General features: G+C 73.9%; 16 protein-coding genes and 2 pseudogenes. 14 read left to right on the forward strand and 4 right to left on the reverse strand.

Annotation, left to right across the window (positions count from 1 at the left end; all coding sequences use genetic code 11):
• Positions 1–82: pseudogene (locus ACSNOB_RS27995) on the forward strand (multinuclear nonheme iron-dependent oxidase); the annotation flags it as partial.
• On the opposite strand, the pseudogene ACSNOB_RS28000 reads toward ACSNOB_RS27995, so the two are convergent.
• Both ACSNOB_RS28000 and ACSNOB_RS28005 read right to left on the reverse strand, forming a co-directional pair.
• Positions 74–937 (reverse strand): annotated as a pseudogene (locus tag ACSNOB_RS28000) (TIGR04222 domain-containing membrane protein); the annotation flags it as partial. The pseudogenes ACSNOB_RS27995 and ACSNOB_RS28000 overlap by 9 nt on opposite strands.
• Positions 938–1,078: 141 nt before the next feature.
• Positions 1,079–1,651: a TetR/AcrR family transcriptional regulator gene (locus tag ACSNOB_RS28005; RefSeq protein ID WP_436689901.1), complete on the reverse strand. Its 573-nt coding sequence runs from the start codon at positions 1,649–1,651 to the stop codon at positions 1,079–1,081.
• A gap of 105 nt (positions 1,652–1,756) precedes the next feature.
• Between ACSNOB_RS28005 and ACSNOB_RS28010 the strand changes: the two genes are divergently transcribed.
• From ACSNOB_RS28010 to ACSNOB_RS28020, 3 genes are all read left to right on the forward strand, one after another.
• Positions 1,757–2,626, forward strand: coding sequence for a carbon-nitrogen hydrolase family protein (locus tag ACSNOB_RS28010; RefSeq protein ID WP_436689903.1), 870 nt, complete (start codon positions 1,757–1,759; stop codon positions 2,624–2,626).
• A 58-nt stretch (positions 2,627–2,684) separates the two neighbouring features.
• Positions 2,685–3,329, forward strand: a complete 645-nt coding sequence (locus ACSNOB_RS28015) for an HAD family hydrolase (protein ID WP_436689905.1) — start codon at positions 2,685–2,687, stop codon at positions 3,327–3,329.
• Positions 3,330–3,500: 171 nt separating this feature from the next.
• Positions 3,501–4,436 (forward strand): serine protein kinase RIO, encoded by a 936-nt coding sequence (locus ACSNOB_RS28020; protein WP_393103839.1) that lies wholly within the window; start codon positions 3,501–3,503, stop codon positions 4,434–4,436.
• A 41-nt stretch (positions 4,437–4,477) separates the two neighbouring features.
• Here ACSNOB_RS28020 and ACSNOB_RS28025 read toward each other — a convergent pair whose 3' ends face one another.
• Entirely contained in the window at positions 4,478–4,726 is a 249-nt protein-coding gene (locus tag ACSNOB_RS28025; RefSeq protein WP_393268845.1) for a DUF2630 family protein, read from the reverse strand.
• 92 nt (positions 4,727–4,818) lie between these two features.
• Between ACSNOB_RS28025 and ACSNOB_RS28030 the strand changes: the two genes are divergently transcribed.
• From ACSNOB_RS28030 to ACSNOB_RS28070, 9 genes are all read left to right on the forward strand, one after another.
• Entirely contained in the window at positions 4,819–5,751 is a 933-nt protein-coding gene (locus tag ACSNOB_RS28030) for a GNAT family N-acetyltransferase (protein ID WP_436689908.1), read from the forward strand.
• 189 nt (positions 5,752–5,940) lie between these two features.
• Complete coding sequence (locus ACSNOB_RS28035) at positions 5,941–7,278, forward strand: cytochrome P450 (RefSeq protein WP_393104160.1); 1,338 nt, start codon at positions 5,941–5,943, stop codon at positions 7,276–7,278.
• Positions 7,275–8,180, forward strand: a complete 906-nt coding sequence (locus tag ACSNOB_RS28040; RefSeq protein WP_436689910.1) for a terpene synthase family protein — start codon at positions 7,275–7,277, stop codon at positions 8,178–8,180. The genes ACSNOB_RS28035 and ACSNOB_RS28040 overlap by 4 nt, the downstream gene beginning before the upstream one ends.
• Entirely contained in the window at positions 8,177–9,817 is a 1,641-nt protein-coding gene (locus ACSNOB_RS28045) for a prenyltransferase (RefSeq protein WP_436689912.1), read from the forward strand. The genes ACSNOB_RS28040 and ACSNOB_RS28045 overlap by 4 nt, the downstream gene beginning before the upstream one ends.
• A gap of 123 nt (positions 9,818–9,940) precedes the next feature.
• Entirely contained in the window at positions 9,941–12,544 is a 2,604-nt protein-coding gene (locus ACSNOB_RS28050) for a nitrate- and nitrite sensing domain-containing protein (RefSeq protein ID WP_436689914.1), read from the forward strand.
• Between the two features lie 92 nt (positions 12,545–12,636).
• Positions 12,637–13,056 carry a roadblock/LC7 domain-containing protein gene (locus ACSNOB_RS28055; RefSeq protein WP_393103848.1) on the forward strand — a complete coding sequence of 140 codons (420 nt, stop codon included), beginning with the start codon at positions 12,637–12,639 and terminating at the stop codon, positions 13,054–13,056.
• 5 nt (positions 13,057–13,061) lie between these two features.
• Entirely contained in the window at positions 13,062–13,448 is a 387-nt protein-coding gene (locus tag ACSNOB_RS28060; RefSeq protein ID WP_393103850.1) for a DUF742 domain-containing protein, read from the forward strand.
• Positions 13,429–14,040 carry a GTP-binding protein gene (locus ACSNOB_RS28065; RefSeq protein ID WP_436689916.1) on the forward strand — a complete coding sequence of 204 codons (612 nt, stop codon included), beginning with the start codon at positions 13,429–13,431 and terminating at the stop codon, positions 14,038–14,040. Before ACSNOB_RS28060 ends, ACSNOB_RS28065 begins: the two co-directional genes overlap by 20 nt.
• A gap of 167 nt (positions 14,041–14,207) precedes the next feature.
• Positions 14,208–14,507 carry a hypothetical protein gene (locus ACSNOB_RS28070; RefSeq protein WP_436689918.1) on the forward strand — a complete coding sequence of 100 codons (300 nt, stop codon included), beginning with the start codon at positions 14,208–14,210 and terminating at the stop codon, positions 14,505–14,507.
• A 55-nt stretch (positions 14,508–14,562) separates the two neighbouring features.
• On the opposite strand, the gene ACSNOB_RS28075 is transcribed toward ACSNOB_RS28070, so the two are convergent.
• The gene (locus tag ACSNOB_RS28075; protein ID WP_393103856.1) at positions 14,563–17,418 is read right to left on the reverse strand and encodes an aconitate hydratase; all 2,856 of its coding nucleotides are present in this window, start codon (positions 17,416–17,418) and stop codon (positions 14,563–14,565) included.
• Positions 17,419–17,577: 159 nt separating this feature from the next.
• Here ACSNOB_RS28075 and ACSNOB_RS28080 point away from each other — a divergent pair, with 159 nt between their 5' ends.
• The gene (locus ACSNOB_RS28080; protein ID WP_436689920.1) at positions 17,578–17,934 is read left to right on the forward strand and encodes a glyoxalase; all 357 of its coding nucleotides are present in this window, start codon (positions 17,578–17,580) and stop codon (positions 17,932–17,934) included.
• The last annotated feature ends 185 nt before the right edge of the window (positions 17,935–18,119 follow it).

The following is an 18,119-nucleotide window of genomic DNA, read 5'->3' on the forward strand; positions in this document are numbered from 1 at the left end:
CGAGGCCGACTTCCTGACCGAGATCCTGGACCGCACCGGCGCGTTCCTGCTGCTCGACGTCGCCAACGTGTACGCCACCGCCGCCGCAGGAGCTGCCACCGCTGCACGAGCTGCCGCCGCCGGAGGAGCCGCCGGCGCTCGCCGCCTGCCGCTGGATCTCGGCCTGCTCGGCGAAGCCGGGGTCCATCGCCCACAGCGACGCGGTACCGAACAGGGCGACGCCCATCGCGGCGCCCGCCGGGCCGTAGGTGGCGTAGGCGGGGGCGGACGCGGGGGCGAGGTAGGTGTGCTGCTGCCGCAGGGCGCGCAGTGCCCGGGTGGCGGCGCGGGTCCGCCAGGGCACCCGGTACAGCAGGACGGCCGCCACGATCAGCGGGAGCTGGCCCAGCACGAGCCAGCCCACCGGACGGTCGTTCTCCAGCCCCGCGAAGATCCGGAAGAAGCCGAGCAGCAGCAGGGCGGAGAGCAGGAACGGGCCGCGGCGCAGCGCCGCCCGGCGGGCCGGCGCGAGCGCCAGCCCGCGCTGCTCCAGGCCGGTCCGGAGCTGGTCGAGCGCGCGGCGTACCCACTCGTCGCGGCGCAGCTCCCGGGTGGCGGCGTTCCGACCGGCGGCGAGGTGGATCGCCTGGTCCAGCGGCGTGGTCCCGGCGGGCAGCGGGCCGCCGGTGGTCAGCCGCCGGTCCGGCCGTACGCCGATCGCCCCGCTGCCCCGCAGCCCGCCGAGCGAGGCCCAGATCGCCAGCTGCTCCCCGCCGTTGAGGTACGCGACCTGTTGCGGGCCGAGCTGACCGACGTCGCCGGCCGGCGGACCGGCGAGGACGCGGACCCGGTGGACGATCGACCCCACGACGACCACGGCGGCGGCGAGGAGGTAGACCCGGAGGAAGAGGGGGCCGGAGATGCCCCAGGTGTCACCCGGTGCGGCGAGGACAGTCATCTGCTGCTCCTGTCGAGCGAGGGGATCGCGGCCTCATTGTGGAGCAGTCCCGCCAGGGCCGACCCACCGCCGGGGGCGAGTTACCGGACCGATACGAACGGGGGTGCCGGACGCGCGGGCGCGTGCGGCGGGGCCGGCCGGTCAGCGGCGGCGGACCGCCTCCTCGACCAGGTCGAGCACCGGGCCGAGGTCGCCGGCGGGGCGTCCCATCGCCAGGTGCAGCACCAGGCCGTCGTAGGCGAGTTCGAGGAACTGGGCCAGCACGTCGATCGGCACGTCCTCGCGGAGCACGCCCGCCTCCCGCTGCCGGGCCAGCCGCTCGCGGGTCGCCGCGGCGATCGCCGCGGACCGCTCCGCCCACCGCTTCGCGAACGCCGGGTCGGTGCGCAGCCGCCGGGAGACCTCCAGTTGGCTGCCGAGCCAGCCGGTGGTGTCGGGGGAGACCGCCCCGGCCAGCAGGTCCCGCATCACCTGGACCAGGCCGTTGCGGGCGACCGTCTCCACCATGGCGGCGGCGTCGTCCTCGGCGACGGCCAGGAAGAGCGAGTCCTTGTCGCGGAAGTGGTGGAAGATCGCACCCCGGGACAGCCGGGTGGCCTCCTCGAGCCGCCGCACGGTGGCGCCCTCGTAACCGTGCCGCGCGAAACACGACCGTGCGGCGGCGAGGATCTCCTGCCGGCGCGCGTCGAGCTGGTCCTGACTTACTCTGGGCACGGGTCGATCGTGTCAGGTCGCCCCTGGCCACGCAAACCGTACGTACGGCTTGGGTTGCGCCGAACGAATGATCATCTGGCGGGACGGTCCCGGTAGGATCGGCCCGTGACGCCACCCCCCGCCGCCGTCGCGGTCCCCGCCGGCCCGCTGACCGTCGCGACCGTGCAGGCCGAGCCCGTCCCCGGGGACGTCGCCGGCAACGCGGCGAGCGCCGCCCGGCTGGTCCGCCGGGCGACGGAGCGGGGTGCCCGGGTCACCGTGCTGCCGGAACTCTTCCTGCCGGCGTACCATCCGCCGACGCTGGCGGCCGACCCGGCCGGCACCGACGTCGCGGCCGACGCCGCGGCGGCGGTCGACGACCCGCGGCTGGACCCGCTGCGCGAGGCCGCCCGCGACGGTGGCGGCGCCGTGGTGGTCGGCGCGGCGGTCCGGCACCCGGACGGCCGGCGGACCATTTCCTCGCTCGTGGTCGACCCGGCCGGGGCGGTCCGCGTCGGGTACGACAAGCAGCAGCTCTGGAGCGGCGAGCGGGAGCTGTTCGTCGCCGGCGACCGGGGCGCCACCCTGCTGGTCGACGACTGGCGGTTGGGGCTCGGCATCTGCTACGACGGCTGCTTCCCCGAGCACGGCCGGGCCGCCGCCGCCGACGGGGCCCACGGCTACCTCTGCCCGAGCGGCTACCTGGCCGGCTCCGAGCACCGCCGCGACCTCTACTACGCCGCCCGCGCCCTGGACAACACCATGTACGTGGTGTTCGCCAACGCCGTCGGCGGCGCCGACCCGTGGCGGTTCAACGGCGGCGCCGCGGTCTACGACCCCGAGGGCCGGCCGCTGGCGCGGGGCGCGGACACCGGCGAGGCCGTGCTGGTCGCCGCGCTCGCGCCCGAGGCCCTCGCGGCCACCCGGGCGGCCCATTCCATGCTGCTCGACCGCCTTCCCGACCAGGGGCTGGCCCGGTCGTCGATGTCGGCCTGACGCACGCGCGACGCCGCGACCCTGTCGGCGGGACACCGCGGTCCCGTAGGGTGCCCGAGTGCCGTTGCTCCTGCTGGACCTGGACAACACCCTGCTCGACCGGGCCGGCCCCTTCCGCGCCTGGGCGGAACGTTTCCTGGACGGCATCGGCGCACCGGCCACCGACATCGACTGGCTGCTCTCCGTCGACGCGGACGGGCTGACCGACCGGTGGGACGTGGCCGACGCCATCCGGGACCGGTACGGGCTGCGGATCCCGTCCATCGACCTGGTCGAGGAGCTGCACGACGGCGTGGTCGCCAACACCCGCCTCGATCCGCTGGCCGCCTGCGCGCTGCGGATCGCCGGCGAGGCCGGCTGGACGCCCGTGGTGGTCAGCAACGGCGCGGTCCGGCAGCAGGAGGCCAAGATCCGGCGTACCGGGTTGGACCGCTACGTCGCCGACTGGGTGATCTCCGAGGAGGCCGGCGTCAGCAAGCCCAACCCGAGGATCTTCGCGCTGGCCGCCCGGCGGGTGCGGCTGCCGCTGCGCGGCGCCTGGGTGGTCGGTGACGGGCCGGAGGCGGACATCGGCGGCGCCGCCGCCGTCGGGCTGCCCAGCGTCTGGCTGCACCGGGGCCGAACCTGGACCGACAGCCGGTTCGCGCCGACCCGCACCGTGGACGGTCTGATCGCCGCCGTCGCGGTGGTGCTCGGCGACTGACCGGCCGGCGCGCGTAATTCGGTTGACCCGGCTGACGCCCGGCCGCGAGCATGGTCGGCGCATCGTGCACCCGGGCGTGCGTCCGGTCGAGGAGAGGGGGTCGGTCATGGCCGTCTTCGCAGGTCACTTCCACCTGCCTCAACCAGCCTCGAGCAAGGGATCACCACCGCAGTGCGCGATCACGACCTTCCGGCGCGGGAGCGCCGTACCCGCGGCAAGCGCCGCTTCGACGACGACGAGCAGCTCTTCCTGAAGCGGGGCCGGGCCGCCGAGCCCGCCCCCGCCGACCCCGACGCCGAGCCGGACCCCGACACCGGGGAGCGCTGGTCCTCCTGGGACGACGCCGTGCACGGCCCGCAACCCCACCCGGACTGGCTGGTCACCGAGCTGGCGGCGAAGGACACCGAACTCGGTGTGCTCAAGACCGGCAAGGAGGCGGACGTCCACCTGGTGCGCCGCGCCGTGCCCGGCACCGACCGGTCCTGCCTGCTGGCGGTCAAGCGCTACCGGGACGCCCAGCACCGGCTCTTCCACCGCGACGCCGGCTACCTGGAGGGGCGTCGGGTCCGCCGGTCCCGCGAGAACCGGGCGATGGCCGGGCGCACCGCGTTCGGCCGGCAGATGATCGCCGGGCAGTGGGCGGCGGCCGAGTTCGCCGCGTTGGCCCGGCTCTGGGAGATCGGCGCCCGGTACGGCACGATCTCCGTCCCCTATCCGGTGCAGCTGCGCGGCACCGAGCTGATGCTGGAGTTCCTCGGGGATCCGGCCGAGGGGACGGCCGCGCCCCGGCTGGCCCAGCTGCGCCCCGAGGCCGGCGAGCTGCGCGGCCTGTGGGACCAGATGGTCGACGCCCTGCTGGTGCTCGCCCGCGCCGGCCTCGCGCACGGCGACCTGTCGCCGTACAACCTCCTGGTGCACGCGGGGCGGCTGGTGCTGATCGACCTGCCGCAGGTGGTCGACGTGGTGGCCAACCCGCAGGGGCCGGAGTTCCTGGCCCGCGACGTCCGGGTGGTCGCGACCTGGTTCGCGGCCCGAGGGCTGCCGGCGGAGGCAGTCGACCCGGCCGCGCTGACCGCGCTGCTGCTGCGGGAGGCGGGGATCCGCTGACCGGTGCCCCGGGCGGCCGGCACCGGCCGCCCGGGGCCGGCTCACTGCAGGTAGCGCTCGACCTCGGGCTTGGGGCGCATCCCCTGGGCGTCCGGGTCGCCGTGGGTCTGCCGGGCCGCCCTGCGCCGGCGCAGCAGGTCCCAGCACTGGTCGAGGGACTCCTCCAGCTCGCGCAGCCGGTTGCGGGCGTCGTCGTCGGTGCCCGACTCGTTGGCCTGCGCGTCGGCGCGCAGCCGGTGTTCCTCGTCGACCAGCTCGGAGATCCGGTTCAGGATGGTCTTGTCGTCCATGACCTGAGCCTGACACAGGCCGTGCGGGCGCGCCCGGAATCCACCGCCGGCCGCCCCCCGCCGCGCCGGCCGCTGGGGTAGGTTGCCCAGCCATGGTCCCCTCCGTCCGGGCCGCCGGGCCGCGCGATGCGGCGCCGGCCGCCGAACTGCTCCGCGCCGCCGAGCCCCACCTGGTCGTCACGCCCGAGCTGCTCGCCTGGCAGGCGACCGGCAAGCCGGCGGAGCGCTTCGGAATGCTGGTCGCCGAGGCGGACGACGGCATCGCCGGCGTGGCCCGCACGGGGCTGCTGCACGAGAGCGCCGAGCCGGGGCTCGGCTTCGTCAACCTGGTCGTGCGCCCCGAGCGGCGGGGGCGGGGCGTCGGGTCGGCGTTGCTCGCCGCCGCCGAGGAGCGGCTCGCGGGGCTCGGCGTGCGCCGGGCGTACGCGCGGGTGGCCGACGAGCCGGCGGCCGTCTCCTTCGCCGAGCGGCGCGGCTACCGGCCCGGCCGGCGCAACCGGATCCTCCGCCTGGACCTGGCGGCGGAGTTGCCGGCGCCGCCCGCGCCGCCGCCCGGGGTGCGGCTGACCACGGCCGCCGACCTGCCCGACCCGCGCCCGCTGTACGAGGCGGACCTGGACGCCGCCGCCGACGAGCCGGGCGACGTCGGGATGGACGAGATCAGCTATGCCGACTGGCGGGCCGCGTACTGGGACCGGCCGGACCTGGACCGGCGGCTCACCACGGTGGCGGTGGCGGGCGGGGCGGTGGTCGCCTTCAGTGTCGCGCTGACCGACGGCGGGAGCCGTTACCTGTCGGGGATGACCGGCACCCGGAGCGGGTGGCGGGGCCGGGGCCTGGCCCGGCTGGTCAAGCACGCCTCGCTGCGGTCGGCCCGGTCGGCCGGCCACCGGTGGGCGTTCACGGTCAACGACGCCGGCAACGACGCCATGCGCGCGGTCAACGAGTGGTTCGGCTATCGGGAGGTGGCCGCCGAGCGGCGCTACCTCTCGGAGCTGCCTCGTCGACCACCATCCATTGTGTGACAGTGGGACATTTCGCAGCACAAACACTGGAGCTGCCCCCTCATTGGTGAGATGCTCTCGGCACCCAGACGGTGGAAGTTCCATGTGGACCCTTCGATGGGTCACCGTCGACACGACGAGGAGACGTGGTACGCGATGTCAAGCCTGCGTGACGGCCACGGCGCCCCCCTCCCCGCGAACCCGCGCACCATCCCGCTGCGGCGAGCGCTGCCCGCCCTGATCCGGGACCCCCTCGGCGCGCTGGTCGGCTTCGCCGAGGACTCCGGTGGGGACGTCGTCCGGCTCAACCTCGGATCGTTCCGCCCGTACCTGGTCAGCCACCCCGAACACCTGCAGTACGTGCTGCGCGACCGCGCGGACAACTACATCCGGGACGGTCGGGGGCTGCTGTGGCGTCCGGTCCGGCGGGTCGTCGGGGAAGCCATCCTGGTCGCCGAGGGCGAGGTGTGGGAGTCCAGCCGCGGCGCCCTGCAACCGCTGTTCACCGCGAAGCGGGCCGAAACGCTGGTGGACCGGATGGCCGAGGCGATCAGCGAGGCGGTCGACGAGTGGGACGAGCCCGCCCGGCAGGGGCGGCCGATCGACACGGCCGCCGAGCTGACCCGGATCGTCCTGCGCGCCACCATGCGGGTACTCTTCGCCGACCGGATCTCCGTGCCGGACGCGGAGCGGATCAGCGCCGCGCTGGACACCGTCACCACCGCCATGCTTCCCCGCCTGCTGGTGCCCTTCGTGCCCTACTCGGTGCCCATGCCAGGCGACCGCGCGTTCCGGTCCGCCGTGCGGACCATCGACGACGTGGTGCTGCCGATCATCCGTGCGGCGCGGGCCCGGCCGGGCGACGGCGACGACATCATCTCCACCCTCTGCCGGCCCCGCCCGGACGGCCGGCAGCCGGACGAGTACCAGATCCGCGGCGATGTCGTGGCCATGTTCTCCACCGCCACCGAGACCACCATCGCGCTGCTGTCCTGGCTCTGGCCGGTGCTGGAGACCCAACCGGAGGTCGCGGCCCGGCTCTACGCCGAAGTGGACCGGGTGGTCGGCGGCGGCCGGGTGCGGCGCGAGCACCTCGGCGAGCTGCGGTACGGGCGCATGGTGCTGGACGAGATGCTGCGGCTCTATCCCGCCGGTTGGATGGTCCCCCGCACGGCGGTCGCCGCCGACGTGCTGGGCGGGGTGCGGGTCAAGGCGGGCGCGACGGTGCTGGTCAGCCCGTACGTGACCCAGCGGATGCCGATGTTCTGGGACGACCCGGAGCGGTTCGATCCCGAACGCTTCTCGCCGGAGAAGCCCCGACGCCGCTACCGCTACTCCTACTTTCCCTTCGGCGGCGGCCCCCACCAGTGTCTCGGGCAGTACCTGTTCCTCCTGGAGGCGCAGCTCATCGTGAGCACGCTGCTGAGCCGCTTCCGGTTCCGACCCACCGAGCCGGCCGACCTGACCCCCCGGATGGGCGCCTCGCTCTCGCCCCGGCAACGGCTGCGGGTGACCCTGTCGCCGGTGCAGCGACCGGTCGCCCCGTGAGCACAACCGACGCGCCGCCACGGGACGGCCACGCCGACGTGGCCGAGCAGGGCAGGATCTGCGCCCTGGCCACCCGGGGCGTGCGCGACCTGCAAGAGGTCACCGCCGCGCATCCCGGCCTCTTTTCCGCCGCCACGTTCGATTCCGCGCTGCTCGGTTCCGTCGCCAACGCCATCGCCTTCACCGCTCCCTGGCACAGCGCCGCCGAGCTGCGCATCACCACCCGTACGCTGCTCTGGGTCTTCGCGGCCGACTGGCAGGTCGACTACCTCGCGACATCCGCCGACGACGTGCGGGCGGTGGTGGCGCAGTGCCTGGCGGTCGCCGACGGCGCCGACCCGCCGGCGGGGCGGCACCTGGCCCGGCTGCTGGCCGACATCCGCGACGATCTGGCGACCGTGCCGGCGTTCGACCGGTTCCGCCCGGTGTGGCGCGACGAGCTGGCGCGGATGTTCGCCGCGGTGGCTCGGGAGTGGGACTGGAAGAACGCGTCGCGCGCACCGGACGGGTCCCTGCCCACCCTCGACCGCTACCTCGACAACGCCGACAACCTGGCCTGTTCCTTCGTCAACGCCACGCACTGGATCGCCACCGGCGACGGGGAGTGCCTACGGCACCTGGACGAGCTGCTGACGGTGGGCCGCGAGGTGCAGCGGGTGCTGCGCCTGGTCAACGACCTGGCCACGCACGAGCGGGACGTCGAGTGGGGAGACCTCAACGCGCTCATGCTGGTGCCGGACCCGGCCCTCGTGCGCGACCGGTTGACCCAGCTCACGCGGCGCTGCCAGGGGCTGCTCGACCTGCTGGCCGAGCGCGATCCCCGGCAGGCCGACTACATGCGCCGGCAGATCTCCTTCACCGCCGGCTTCTACCAGGTCTCGGACTTCTGGGGGGCGCGATGAGTGACGGCGGATCCCGGGCGGCCACGGCGCCGGCACAGCGCGCCGGCCGCGGTCCCGACGGCTGCGCCGACCTGGCCCGGGAACTCCTCGCCACCATGGCGCTGCGCCCGTGGGGGGAGGTGGCTCCCTCCGTCTACGAGACCGGCCGGTTGGTGGTCGTCGCGCCCCGGCTCGCCGGGCACGCGGAGCGGGTCGCGTTCCTCGTCCGGACCCAGCGCGCCGACGGCGCGTGGGGGCCCCCGGAGGGCTACGCGCTGGTGCCGACGTTGAGCGCCACGGACGCGCTGCTGGCGGCGTCGACGGACGAGAGCCTGCCGGCGCCCGAGCGCCCGGCCCTGGCCGACGCGGCCGGGCGCGGACTGCGCGCCCTGTCCGTCCTGCTGGCGGCGAACTCCGCGGTGCCGGACACGCCCGCCGCCGACCTCATCGTGCCGGCCCTGGTGGACTCGATCAACGCGCGGACGTCCGGGCCGGACGCCGCGCTGTCGGCCCCGCACCCGTTGAGCCTGCCCACCGGGACGGACCGTCGCCGGTTGACCGCCGTCCGGGCGGCGCACGCCGCGGGCGCGGAGCTGCCTCCGAAACTGGCGCACTTCGGCGAGCTGCTGCACGGGCCGGCGCAGCGGTCGCCGCGGTCCCGCGCGGCCGAGCCGACCGCGGTCGGGGCCTCGCCGGCGGCGACCGCCGCGTGGCTCGCCGCCGCCGGTCCGGACGCCGACGGGCGGGGGGCCCGCGCGTTCCTGGAGCGGGTGATCGGCGAGGGCGACGGGTTGGTGCCGTGCCCCATGCCGATCACCGTCTTCGAACGCGCCTGGGCCCTCGGCGGACTGTCCCGCGCCGGCATCGCGGTGCGGCCACCGAAGTCCGTCCTCGCCAGCCTCACCGACGCCGTCGGTCCCGCCGGTGTCGCCACCGGAGCGGGCCTGCCGACCGACGCGGACACCACGGCCGTGACCCTGTACGCGCTCGGGCGCCTGGGGCGTCCGATCGAGCCGACGAGCCTGTGGGCGTACGAGACGGCGGAGGGCTTCTGCACCTGGCCGGGGGAGGACGGCTTCTCGGTCACCACCAACGCGCACGTGCTCGACGCCCTCGGGCAGCACGTCGAGCGCGACCCGGGCGCCGGCGCCCGCTACCGGAGGGCCGTCGACCGGCTGGCCCGGGTGCTCCGGGAGCGGCAGGAGGCCGACGGCAGCTGGCACGACCGGTGGCACGCCTCGCCGTACTACGCCACCGCCTGCTGCGTACTCGCGCTGGCCGAGTCCGGTTCGGACGGCGAACGGGCGGGAACCGTCGGTCGGGCGGTGCGCTGGGTGCTGGCCAACCAGCGCGACGACGGGTCGTGGGGCCGGTGGGAGGGCACTGCGGAGGAGACCGCGTACGCCCTGCAGATCCTGCTGGCCGTGCCGTCGGACGAGCCGGCGGTGGCCGTCGCCGTCCTGCGGGGACACACCTACCTCCGGGCCCACGTCGGCCGGCGCGAGCATCCGCCACTGTGGTACGGCAAGGAGCTCTACTGCCCGACCACGATCGTCCGGGCGGCGGTGCTCGCGGCCGTCCACGTCGCACACCGCCGACTCGACAACCGGCGCACTGGTGGGCATGTCGTGACGGGACGGCAGAAATCAGCAACTTGAGGCAACATGCGGGCACTGCTAGCGTACGCACTGCCTTTGTCCCGCACGCCCGCCTTGCGGGACATCCGCATCTCTACGATCTGCCGTTGATGACCTGAGTCAACGCCGGCCTGGGACGGTTCAATGCGTTCTCGCGGTACGAGTATCCGCACGAAGGTTGTCGCTCTCCTGCTCTCCCTGGTCGCGCTCTGGATGTTCGCCGCCTGGGTGACCCTGCGGGACGGCTTCAACCTGCTCGGCGTCCAGATGCTCAACACGAAGGTCTACGCCCCCAGCGAACCGCTGCTGCAGGAACTCCAGGTCGAACGTCGCCTGACCCAGGCGTACCTCAGTGATCCGGGTCCGGCGCAGCGGGCGGCGCTCGAGGCCGAGCACCGCACGACGGCGGAGCTGACGAGCGCCTTCACCACCTCCGTGCGGCACTGGCAGGTCGACGTCGCGGGCAACGACACGCTGGGCAGGCACCTCGACCAGTCGGTGGCGCAGTTGGAGGCGCTGGCCCAGGTCCGCAGCGCGGTACTCGCCCGCGGCGTCGACCGGGTGTCCGCGGCGGACGCCTACACCCGGGCCATCGGGTCGATCTTCCAGGTCTACGAGGTCACCGGCAGCCTGGACGACAAGGAGCTGGCGGCGGAGGCGGCGGCGCTCATCCAGCTCAACCGGGTGCGGGAGCTGATCTCGCAGCAGGACGCGCTGCTCAGCGGTCTCTTCGGCAGCGGCCGCATGAGCGGGTCGGAGTACGCCCGGTACACCGCCCTCGTCGGCGCCGAGCGCTTCCTCGGCGACGAGACCAGGTTGAAGCTCTCCGCCGCCGACCAGCGGCGCTACCAGCAGCTCGTCGAGAGCGACGCGTTCAAGCGCCTGCGTTCGGTGCAGGACAGCATCATCCGCGACGGCCGGCCGGTGACGCAGCTGCCGTTGAGCCGGGACGAGTGGCGCGGCACGGTCGACCCGGCGCTGACCGGAGTGAACGACGCGGTGGTGGCGGGCGGCGAGGACCTCGTGGACCGCGCGACCACCGTGGCCGCGATGGTGGTCCTGCGCCTCGTCCTGGCCACCGGCCTGGGCCTGCTGGCCGTCGTCGCCTCGATCATCATCTCCGTCACGACGGCCCGCGCGCTGTTGCGGCAGCTGGAGCGGCTGCGCGAGGCGGCGTTCCGGCTCGCCAACGAGCGGCTGCCCGGCGTGGTCGAGCGGCTCGGCCACGGCGAGGAGGTCGACGTCGCCAAGGAGGCGCCCCCGCTGGAGTTCGGCGACGACGAGATCGGCCAGGTGGGCAAGGCGTTCAACGCCGTGCAGGAGACCGCGATCCGCACCGCCGTCGAGCAGGCCGAGCTGCGCCGCAACGTCCGCGAGGTCTTCCTCAGCCTGGCCCGGCGCACCCAGGCCCTGGTGCACCGCCAGCTCACCCTGCTCGACGCCATGGAGCGCCGCGAGCACGACGCCGAGGAGCTGGAGGACCTGTTCCGGGTCGACCACCTGGCCACCCGGATGCGGCGCAACGCGGAGAACCTGATCGTGCTCTCCGGCTCCACCCCCGGCCGGGCGTGGCGGCGCAACGTGCCGATGGTCGACGTGGTCCGGGGCGCGGTCGCCGAGGTCGAGGACTACACGCGGGTCAACGTCCTGCCCCTCGGCCCGGTCTCGCTGACCGGGCGTGCGGTGGGTGACGTCATCCACCTGCTGGCCGAGCTGATCGAGAACGGGTTGTCGTTCTCGCCGCCGCACACCACCGTCGAGGTGCGCGGGCAGATGGTGGCCAACGGCTTCGCCATCGAGATCGAGGACCGCGGCCTGGGCATGAGCGAGGAGGACCTGGCCGCCGCGAACCACCGCATCGTGGACCAGTCCGAGCTGAACCTGGCCAACGCCTCCCGCCTGGGGCTCTACGTGGTCAGCCGGCTGACCGAGCGGCACGGCGTGCGGGTGCAGCTTCGGGAGTCGGCGTACGGCGGGACGACCGCCGTCGTGCTGATCCCGGCCGACCTGGTCACCGCCGACGACGCGGACCCGAGCACCTCCGGCGGGTTCCCGGCCGGGGCGCCGAGTTCCCCCGCGCCGGGGGCGACGGCGCCCGGCCCCGCCGAGCGGCCCGTCCCGGCGCCGGTGGCGCTGGCCGAACCCCAGGCCGCGCCCCGACCGCAGTCGGCGCCGGACGCCGCCGACGCCCTGCCGACCCGGACGCGCGGCCGCGGCCTGCCGACCACCGCCCCGGCCGAGGAGCGGTTGCCCACCCGGACCCGGGGGGCGTCGGCCCAGCCGGCCCTGGACGGCCCGACCTTCCCGACCGGCCTGCCGGTGGCCGCCGGCCGGCCCGCGGCCGACGCGGCGACCCCGGCGGAGGCGGGCACCGGGCCGGCGGCGGCACAGGCCGCCCCGGCGGACGGTGCGGCGGAGGCGGGCACCGGGGCCACGGCGGGCAGCGGCCCCGCCCGAACCGCCCGGCCGGAGCAGGCCCGTACCGGCTCCGGGCTGCCGGTCCGCGTCCGGCAGGCCAGCATCGTGCCGGAGCTGCGCGACGAGCCCGCGGCCGACGACCACGACGACGACACGGTACGCCCGCCGGAGCAGGTGCGCCGGATGATGAGCTCCTACCAGACGGGCACCCGGCGCGGCCGTACCGACGCCGCCCGGTTGCTCGGCGGAGCCGGCGGAGGGCGGCCCGAGAGCGGCGAGGAAGCCGAGGCCGGCGAGGGACCCGACGTCGGCGACCAGCAAGCGACCTGACCGGCGCCGCCCGCGCTGCGGGGTGACCCCCGCGGCGTGGCGGTTACCCAGACGAGCACGGCGACAACTGCCGGGGGAGAAGAGGACGACGAGTGGGGCAGAAGACGGCTTCGAGTGCCGACCTGACGTGGTTGCTGGACGATCTGGTCGGTCGGGTGAAGCAGGCCGAGCACGCGGTCGCGCTCTCGACGGACGGCCTGTTGATGGCCGCGTCGCAGGGGCTGAGCCGGGACGACGGAGAGCACCTGGCGGCGATGGCGGCCGGGATCCAGAGCCTGGCCCGGGGCGCGGGCAAGCGCTTCGGCGGCGGGCAGGTGCAGCAGACCATCATCGAGATGCAGTCGTCGTTCCTGTTCGTCACGGCGGCCGGGCGCAACGCCTGCCTGGCCGTGCTCGCCAGCGAGGACGCCGACGTCGGCCTGATCGCCTACGAGATGGCGATGCTGGTCACCCGCGTCGGCAAGTACGTCGCGTCGCCGTCGCGGACCGAGCAGCCGGCCGGCGAGAAGTAGCCGCGATGACGGTGCAGGGGGAGTCCGCCGAGCACCAGTGGGTCGACGACCACGCCGGCCCGGTGGTGCGCCCCTACGCGGTGACCCGTGGCCGGGCCCGGCCGGTCACCGGCACGTTCGACCTGATCTCCCTGGTGACGGCGACCCGCGCGGACGTGACCCCGGAGATCGGGCTGGGGCCGGAGCACCTGGCGATCGTCGGGCTCTGCCAGCGGATCCAGTCCGTCGCCGAGATCGCCGCCCACCTGGACCTCCCGGTGGGCACCATCCGGGTCCTGCTCGGCGATCTGGTGGCCCGCGGCCTGGTGCAGGTGCGCGAGCCGCGCACCACGGCCGGCCTTCCCGACAACAGCGTTTTCGAGGCGGTAATCAATGGACTACGGGCACTCTGAGCGGCCGCCGGGAGCGACGCCACTGCCCACCGCGATCAAGATCCTTGTCGCGGGCGGTTTCGGCGTGGGCAAGACCACCATGGTCGGCGCGGTCAGCGAGACGCGCCCGTTGCGCACCGAGGAGGTGTTGACCGAGTCCGGCGTCGGCATCGACGACCTCTCCGGGGTGGAGAGCAAGACGACCACCACGGTGGCGATGGACTTCGGCCGCATCACCATCAGCGACGACCTGGTGCTCTACCTCTTCGGCACCCCGGGGCAGGACCGCTTCTGGTTCGTCTGGGACGAGCTGGCGCTCGGCGCGATCGGCGCGGTGGTGCTCGCCGACACCCGGCGGCTGGCGGACTGCTTCCCCTCCATCGACTACTTCGAGGGGCGCGGCACGCCGTTCGTGGTGGCGGTGAACTGCTTCGAGGGCGCCCGGCAGTACCGCCTCGACGAGGTGCAGGCGGCGCTGAACCTCGATCCCGGGGTGCCGGTGCTGCTCTGCGACGCCCGGCAGCGGGAGTCGAGCAAGGAGGTGCTCATCACGCTGTTGGAGCACGCCATGAAGACCCGCGACGCCCGTCGTCGCGCGGCCGCGGCCGAGTAGGCGGGACGCCGCCACCGCCCCGCCGCGGCCGTCCCGCGCGTCGCTGTTCCGCCTGACGCCGACGAGATCCTGGTACGCCCTCGCGGCGGCGGACGGCTTCGCCAGCGTCCCCGCCCTCGGCCAGAACGGCACCACCGGGGGCGCGGGCGGGCCGCTTCGGCGAGCCGGTGCACGTCTACAACAACTACTTCCTCGGCAACGCGCTCTACGGCGTCGCGTCGACGGAGAAACGCCGGCGTGCTGGTGGAGGGAACTACTTCGGGGACGTGCCGCACCCGTTGTACTCGGCGAGCGGCTACGCCGACAGCGGGCCCGGCCGCGCCGTGCAGCGCCACGACGTGTACGTCAACTCCGGCGTGCCGGAGACGAACGGCACCGTGGTCGAGCCGGGCACGTACTACCCGTACACCCTGGATCCGGCGGCGGAGGTGCCCGCCCTGGTGACGGCGGGCACCGGCCGCATCTGAGCGGACACGCGAGGGGCCCCCTGCCGGCGTGGCAGGGGGCCCCTCGTTCCTGTCGTCAGCTGGCGATCATGCGGCGCAGGACGTACTGCAGGATGCCGCCGTGGCGGTAGTAGTCCGCCTCGCCCGGGGTGTCGATCCGGACCACCGCGTCGAACTCGACGCCGGTGTCGGTGCTGACCTTCACCGTGCGCGGGGTCTCGCCGTCGTTCAGCGCGGTCACCCCGGTGATGGAGAACGTCTCCGTGCCGCTCAGGCCCAGCGACTCGGCGGTCTCGCCGGCCGGGAACTGCAGCGGGAGCACGCCCATGCCGATCAGGTTCGAGCGGTGGATCCGCTCGTACGACTCGGCGATGACCGCCCGGACGCCGAGCAGCATGGTGCCCTTGGCCGCCCAGTCCCGCGACGAGCCGGAGCCGTACTCCTTGCCGGCCAGGACGACCAGCGGGACGCCCGCCTCCTGGTAGGCCACCGAGGCGTCGTAGATCGAGGTCTGCTCGCCGGTCAGGTGGTTGACCGTGAACCCACCCTCGACGCCCGGCACCAGCTGATTCCGCAGCCGGATGTTGGCGAACGTGCCCCGGATCATCACCTCGTGGTTGCCCCGGCGGGAGCCGTACGAGTTGAACTCGTGGCGCGGCACGCCGTGCTCGGCGAGGTACTTGCCGGCGGGGGAGTCGGCCTTGATGGAGCCGGCCGGGGAGATGTGGTCGGTGGTCACCGAGTCGCCCAGCTTGGCCAGCACCCGGGCGCCGGTGATGTCGGCGACCGCCTTCGGCTCCCGCTCCATGCCCTCGAAGTACGGGGGCTTGCGGACGTAGGTGGACTCGCCCTCCCAGGCGAACGTGTCGCCGGTCGGGGTGGGCAGCGACTGCCACCGCTCGTCGCCGGCGAAGACGTCCGCGTACGCCGAGCTGAAGCCGGTCGCGCCGATCGTCGAGGCGATGACGTCCTGGATCTCGGCGCTGTTCGGCCAGATGTCGCGCAGGAAGACCGGGTTGCCCTCGCTGTCCTCGCCGAGCGGCTCGTTGGCCAGGTCGATGTCCATCGTGCCGGCCAGCGCGTACGCCACCACCAGCGGCGGGGACGCCAGGTAGTTCATCTTGACGTCCGGGTTGATCCGGCCCTCGAAGTTCCGGTTGCCGGAGAGCACCGACACGACGGCCAGATCGGCCTCGTTCACCGCGGCGGAGACCTCCTCCGGCAGCGGGCCGGAGTTGCCGATGCAGGTGGTGCAGCCGTAGCCGACCAGGTTGAAGCCGAGCTTGTCCAGGTACGGCGTGAGGCCGGCCCGCTCGTAGTAGTCCATGACGACCTTGGAGCCCGGGGCCAGGGTGGTCTTCACCCACGGCTTGCGGGTCAGGCCCTTGTCCACCGCGTTGCGGGCCAGCAGCGCCGCGCCGATCATGACCTGCGGGTTGGAGGTGTTGGTGCAGGAGGTGATCGCCGCGATCACCACGGCGCCGTGGTCCAGCTCGTACTCGACGCCGTCCGCGCCGGTGACGCGGATCGGGTTGCTGGCCCGGCCACCGGAGCCCACCGCCGCGGTCTCCAGGTCGCGCGGGGCGTCGGCCGGGTCGCTGACCCCGTTGGCCGGCGGGTCGCTGGCCGGGAAGGACTCGGCGCTGGCCTCGTCGGCGTGGCCCTCGGCCCCGAACGGCTTCTCCAGCTGTGGCACGCCCGGCTTGCGGGAGCGGTCGCCACCGGTCTCGTCGGCGGCCACGTAGTCGGTCAGCGCCGAGCGGAACAGCGTCTTGGCGTTGCCCAGCGGGACCCGGTCCTGCGGCCGCTTCGGGCCGGCCAGGGACGGCTCGATCGTGCTCAGGTCGAGCTCCAGGCGCTCCGAGTACTCCGGCTCGGCGTCCGGGTCGTGCCAGAGGCCCTGCTCCTTGGCGTACGCCTCGACGAGCGCGACCTGCTGCGGGTCGCGGCCGGTCAGCTCCAGGTAGCGGACGGTCTCGGCGTCGATCGGGAAGATCGCGACGGTGGAGCCGTACTCCGGCGACATGTTGCCGATGGTGGCCCGGTTGGCCAGCGGCACGGCGCTCACGCCGGGACCGTAGAACTCGACGAACTTGCCGACCACGCCGTGCTTGCGCAGCATCTCGGTGATGGTGAGCACCAGGTCGGTGGCGGTGGTGCCGGCCGGCATCTCGCCGGAGAGCTTGAAGCCCACCACGCGTGGGATCAGCATGCTGACCGGCTGGCCGAGCATGGCGGCCTCGGCCTCGATGCCGCCGACGCCCCAGCCGAGCACTCCCAGGCCGTTGACCATCGTGGTGTGCGAGTCGGTGCCGACCACGGTGTCCGGGTACGCCTGGCCGTTGCGCTCCATGATCGTGCGGGCCAGGTACTCAATGTTGACCTGGTGCACGATGCCGGTGCCCGGCGGGACGACCTTGAACTCGTTGAACGCGGTCTGGCCCCAGCGCAGGAACTGGTAGCGCTCCTTGTTGCGCTCGTACTCCAGCTCGACGTTGCGCTGGAAGGCGTCCTCGCGGCCGAACAGGTCGGCGATGACGGAGTGGTCGATGACCAGCTCGGCCGGGGCGAGCGGGTTGACCTTGCTGGCGTCGCCGCCGAGGTCGCGCACGGCCTCGCGCATGGTGGCCAGGTCGACCACGCAGGGCACGCCGGTGAAGTCCTGCATGAGCACCCGCGCCGGGGTGAACTGGATCTCCACGCTCGGGTCGGCGGTGGGGTCCCAGCCGCCGAGCTGCCGGATGTGGTCGGCGGTGATGTTCGCGCCGTCCTCGGTCCGGAGCAGGTTCTCCAGGAGAATCTTCAGGCTGTAGGGGAGCCGCTCGTGGCCCTCCACCTTGCTGATCTTGAAAATCTCGTAGCTCGCGTCTCCGACGCGTAGCTGGGTCTTCGCACCGAAGGTGTCGAGGCTCGCCACGTCGTACTCCTTCACACCAGCGACCGTGAGTAGTCCTGAGCAGTCTGTCGCACCGGCCGGGGTGCCGCCGTGGTTAGGGGACACTTACCGCCGATTCTCGTCGTCAACAAAACCGTACGTCCGTCTTGCTAACTCCGCAACCTCGTGCCATCGTTCGGGACGAGGAGGTACACCATGATCCATCACGTCCTGCTCGCCAGCCCACGCGGCTCCGAGGACGCGTCCCGCGCCTTCTACGCCGGGGTGCTCGGCATGACCGAGAAGCCCAAGCCGGCGGCGCTGGCCGCCCGTGGCGGCTGCTGGTTCACCGGGCACGGGATCGAGCTGCACCTGGGCGTCGAGGACGACTTCCGTCCCGCCCGCAAGGCCCACCCCGGCCTGCTCCGGCCCGACCTCGACGCGCTCGCCGACCGGCTGGCCGCCGCCGGCCACCCGGTCACCTGGGGCGACGGCGAGCTGCCCGGGATGCGCCGCTTCCACACGTACGACGTGCACGGCAACCGCCTGGAGTTCCTCGCCCCGCTCGACTGACCCGCCGGGCGGTCACGTGCGCCTCCGCGCCGGCGGCGGGTACGACGACAAGGGCCGGCCCCTTGTGGGGGCCGGCCCTTGTCGTCGTTGGTGTTCGGCTGGGTCGGAGTCAGGCGGTGTAGCCGCGGGTGGCGATCCAGTCGGCGAGGTTGTCGACGCTCATCCGGTAGGAGGCCTGGGCGGGG

Source organism: Micromonospora sp. URMC 106 (assembly GCF_051386395.1).
Taxonomy (GTDB): domain Bacteria; phylum Actinomycetota; class Actinomycetes; order Mycobacteriales; family Micromonosporaceae; genus Micromonospora.

Excerpts from the sequence above, each read along its gene's own strand:
- ACSNOB_RS28025 (WP_393268845.1), bottom strand. The coding sequence starts at position 4,726 with ATGGACGACAAGACCATCCTGAACCGGATCTCCGAGCTGGTCGACGAG.
- ACSNOB_RS28030 (WP_436689908.1), top strand. The coding sequence starts at position 4,819 with ATGGTCCCCTCCGTCCGGGCCGCCGGGCCGCGCGATGCGGCGCCGGCC.
- ACSNOB_RS28045 (WP_436689912.1), top strand. The coding sequence starts at position 8,177 with ATGAGTGACGGCGGATCCCGGGCGGCCACGGCGCCGGCACAGCGCGCC.
- ACSNOB_RS28050 (WP_436689914.1), top strand. The coding sequence starts at position 9,941 with ATGCGTTCTCGCGGTACGAGTATCCGCACGAAGGTTGTCGCTCTCCTG.
- ACSNOB_RS28060 (WP_393103850.1), top strand. The coding sequence starts at position 13,062 with ATGACGGTGCAGGGGGAGTCCGCCGAGCACCAGTGGGTCGACGACCAC.
- ACSNOB_RS28065 (WP_436689916.1), top strand. The coding sequence starts at position 13,429 with ATGGACTACGGGCACTCTGAGCGGCCGCCGGGAGCGACGCCACTGCCC.
- ACSNOB_RS28080 (WP_436689920.1), top strand. The coding sequence starts at position 17,578 with ATGATCCATCACGTCCTGCTCGCCAGCCCACGCGGCTCCGAGGACGCG.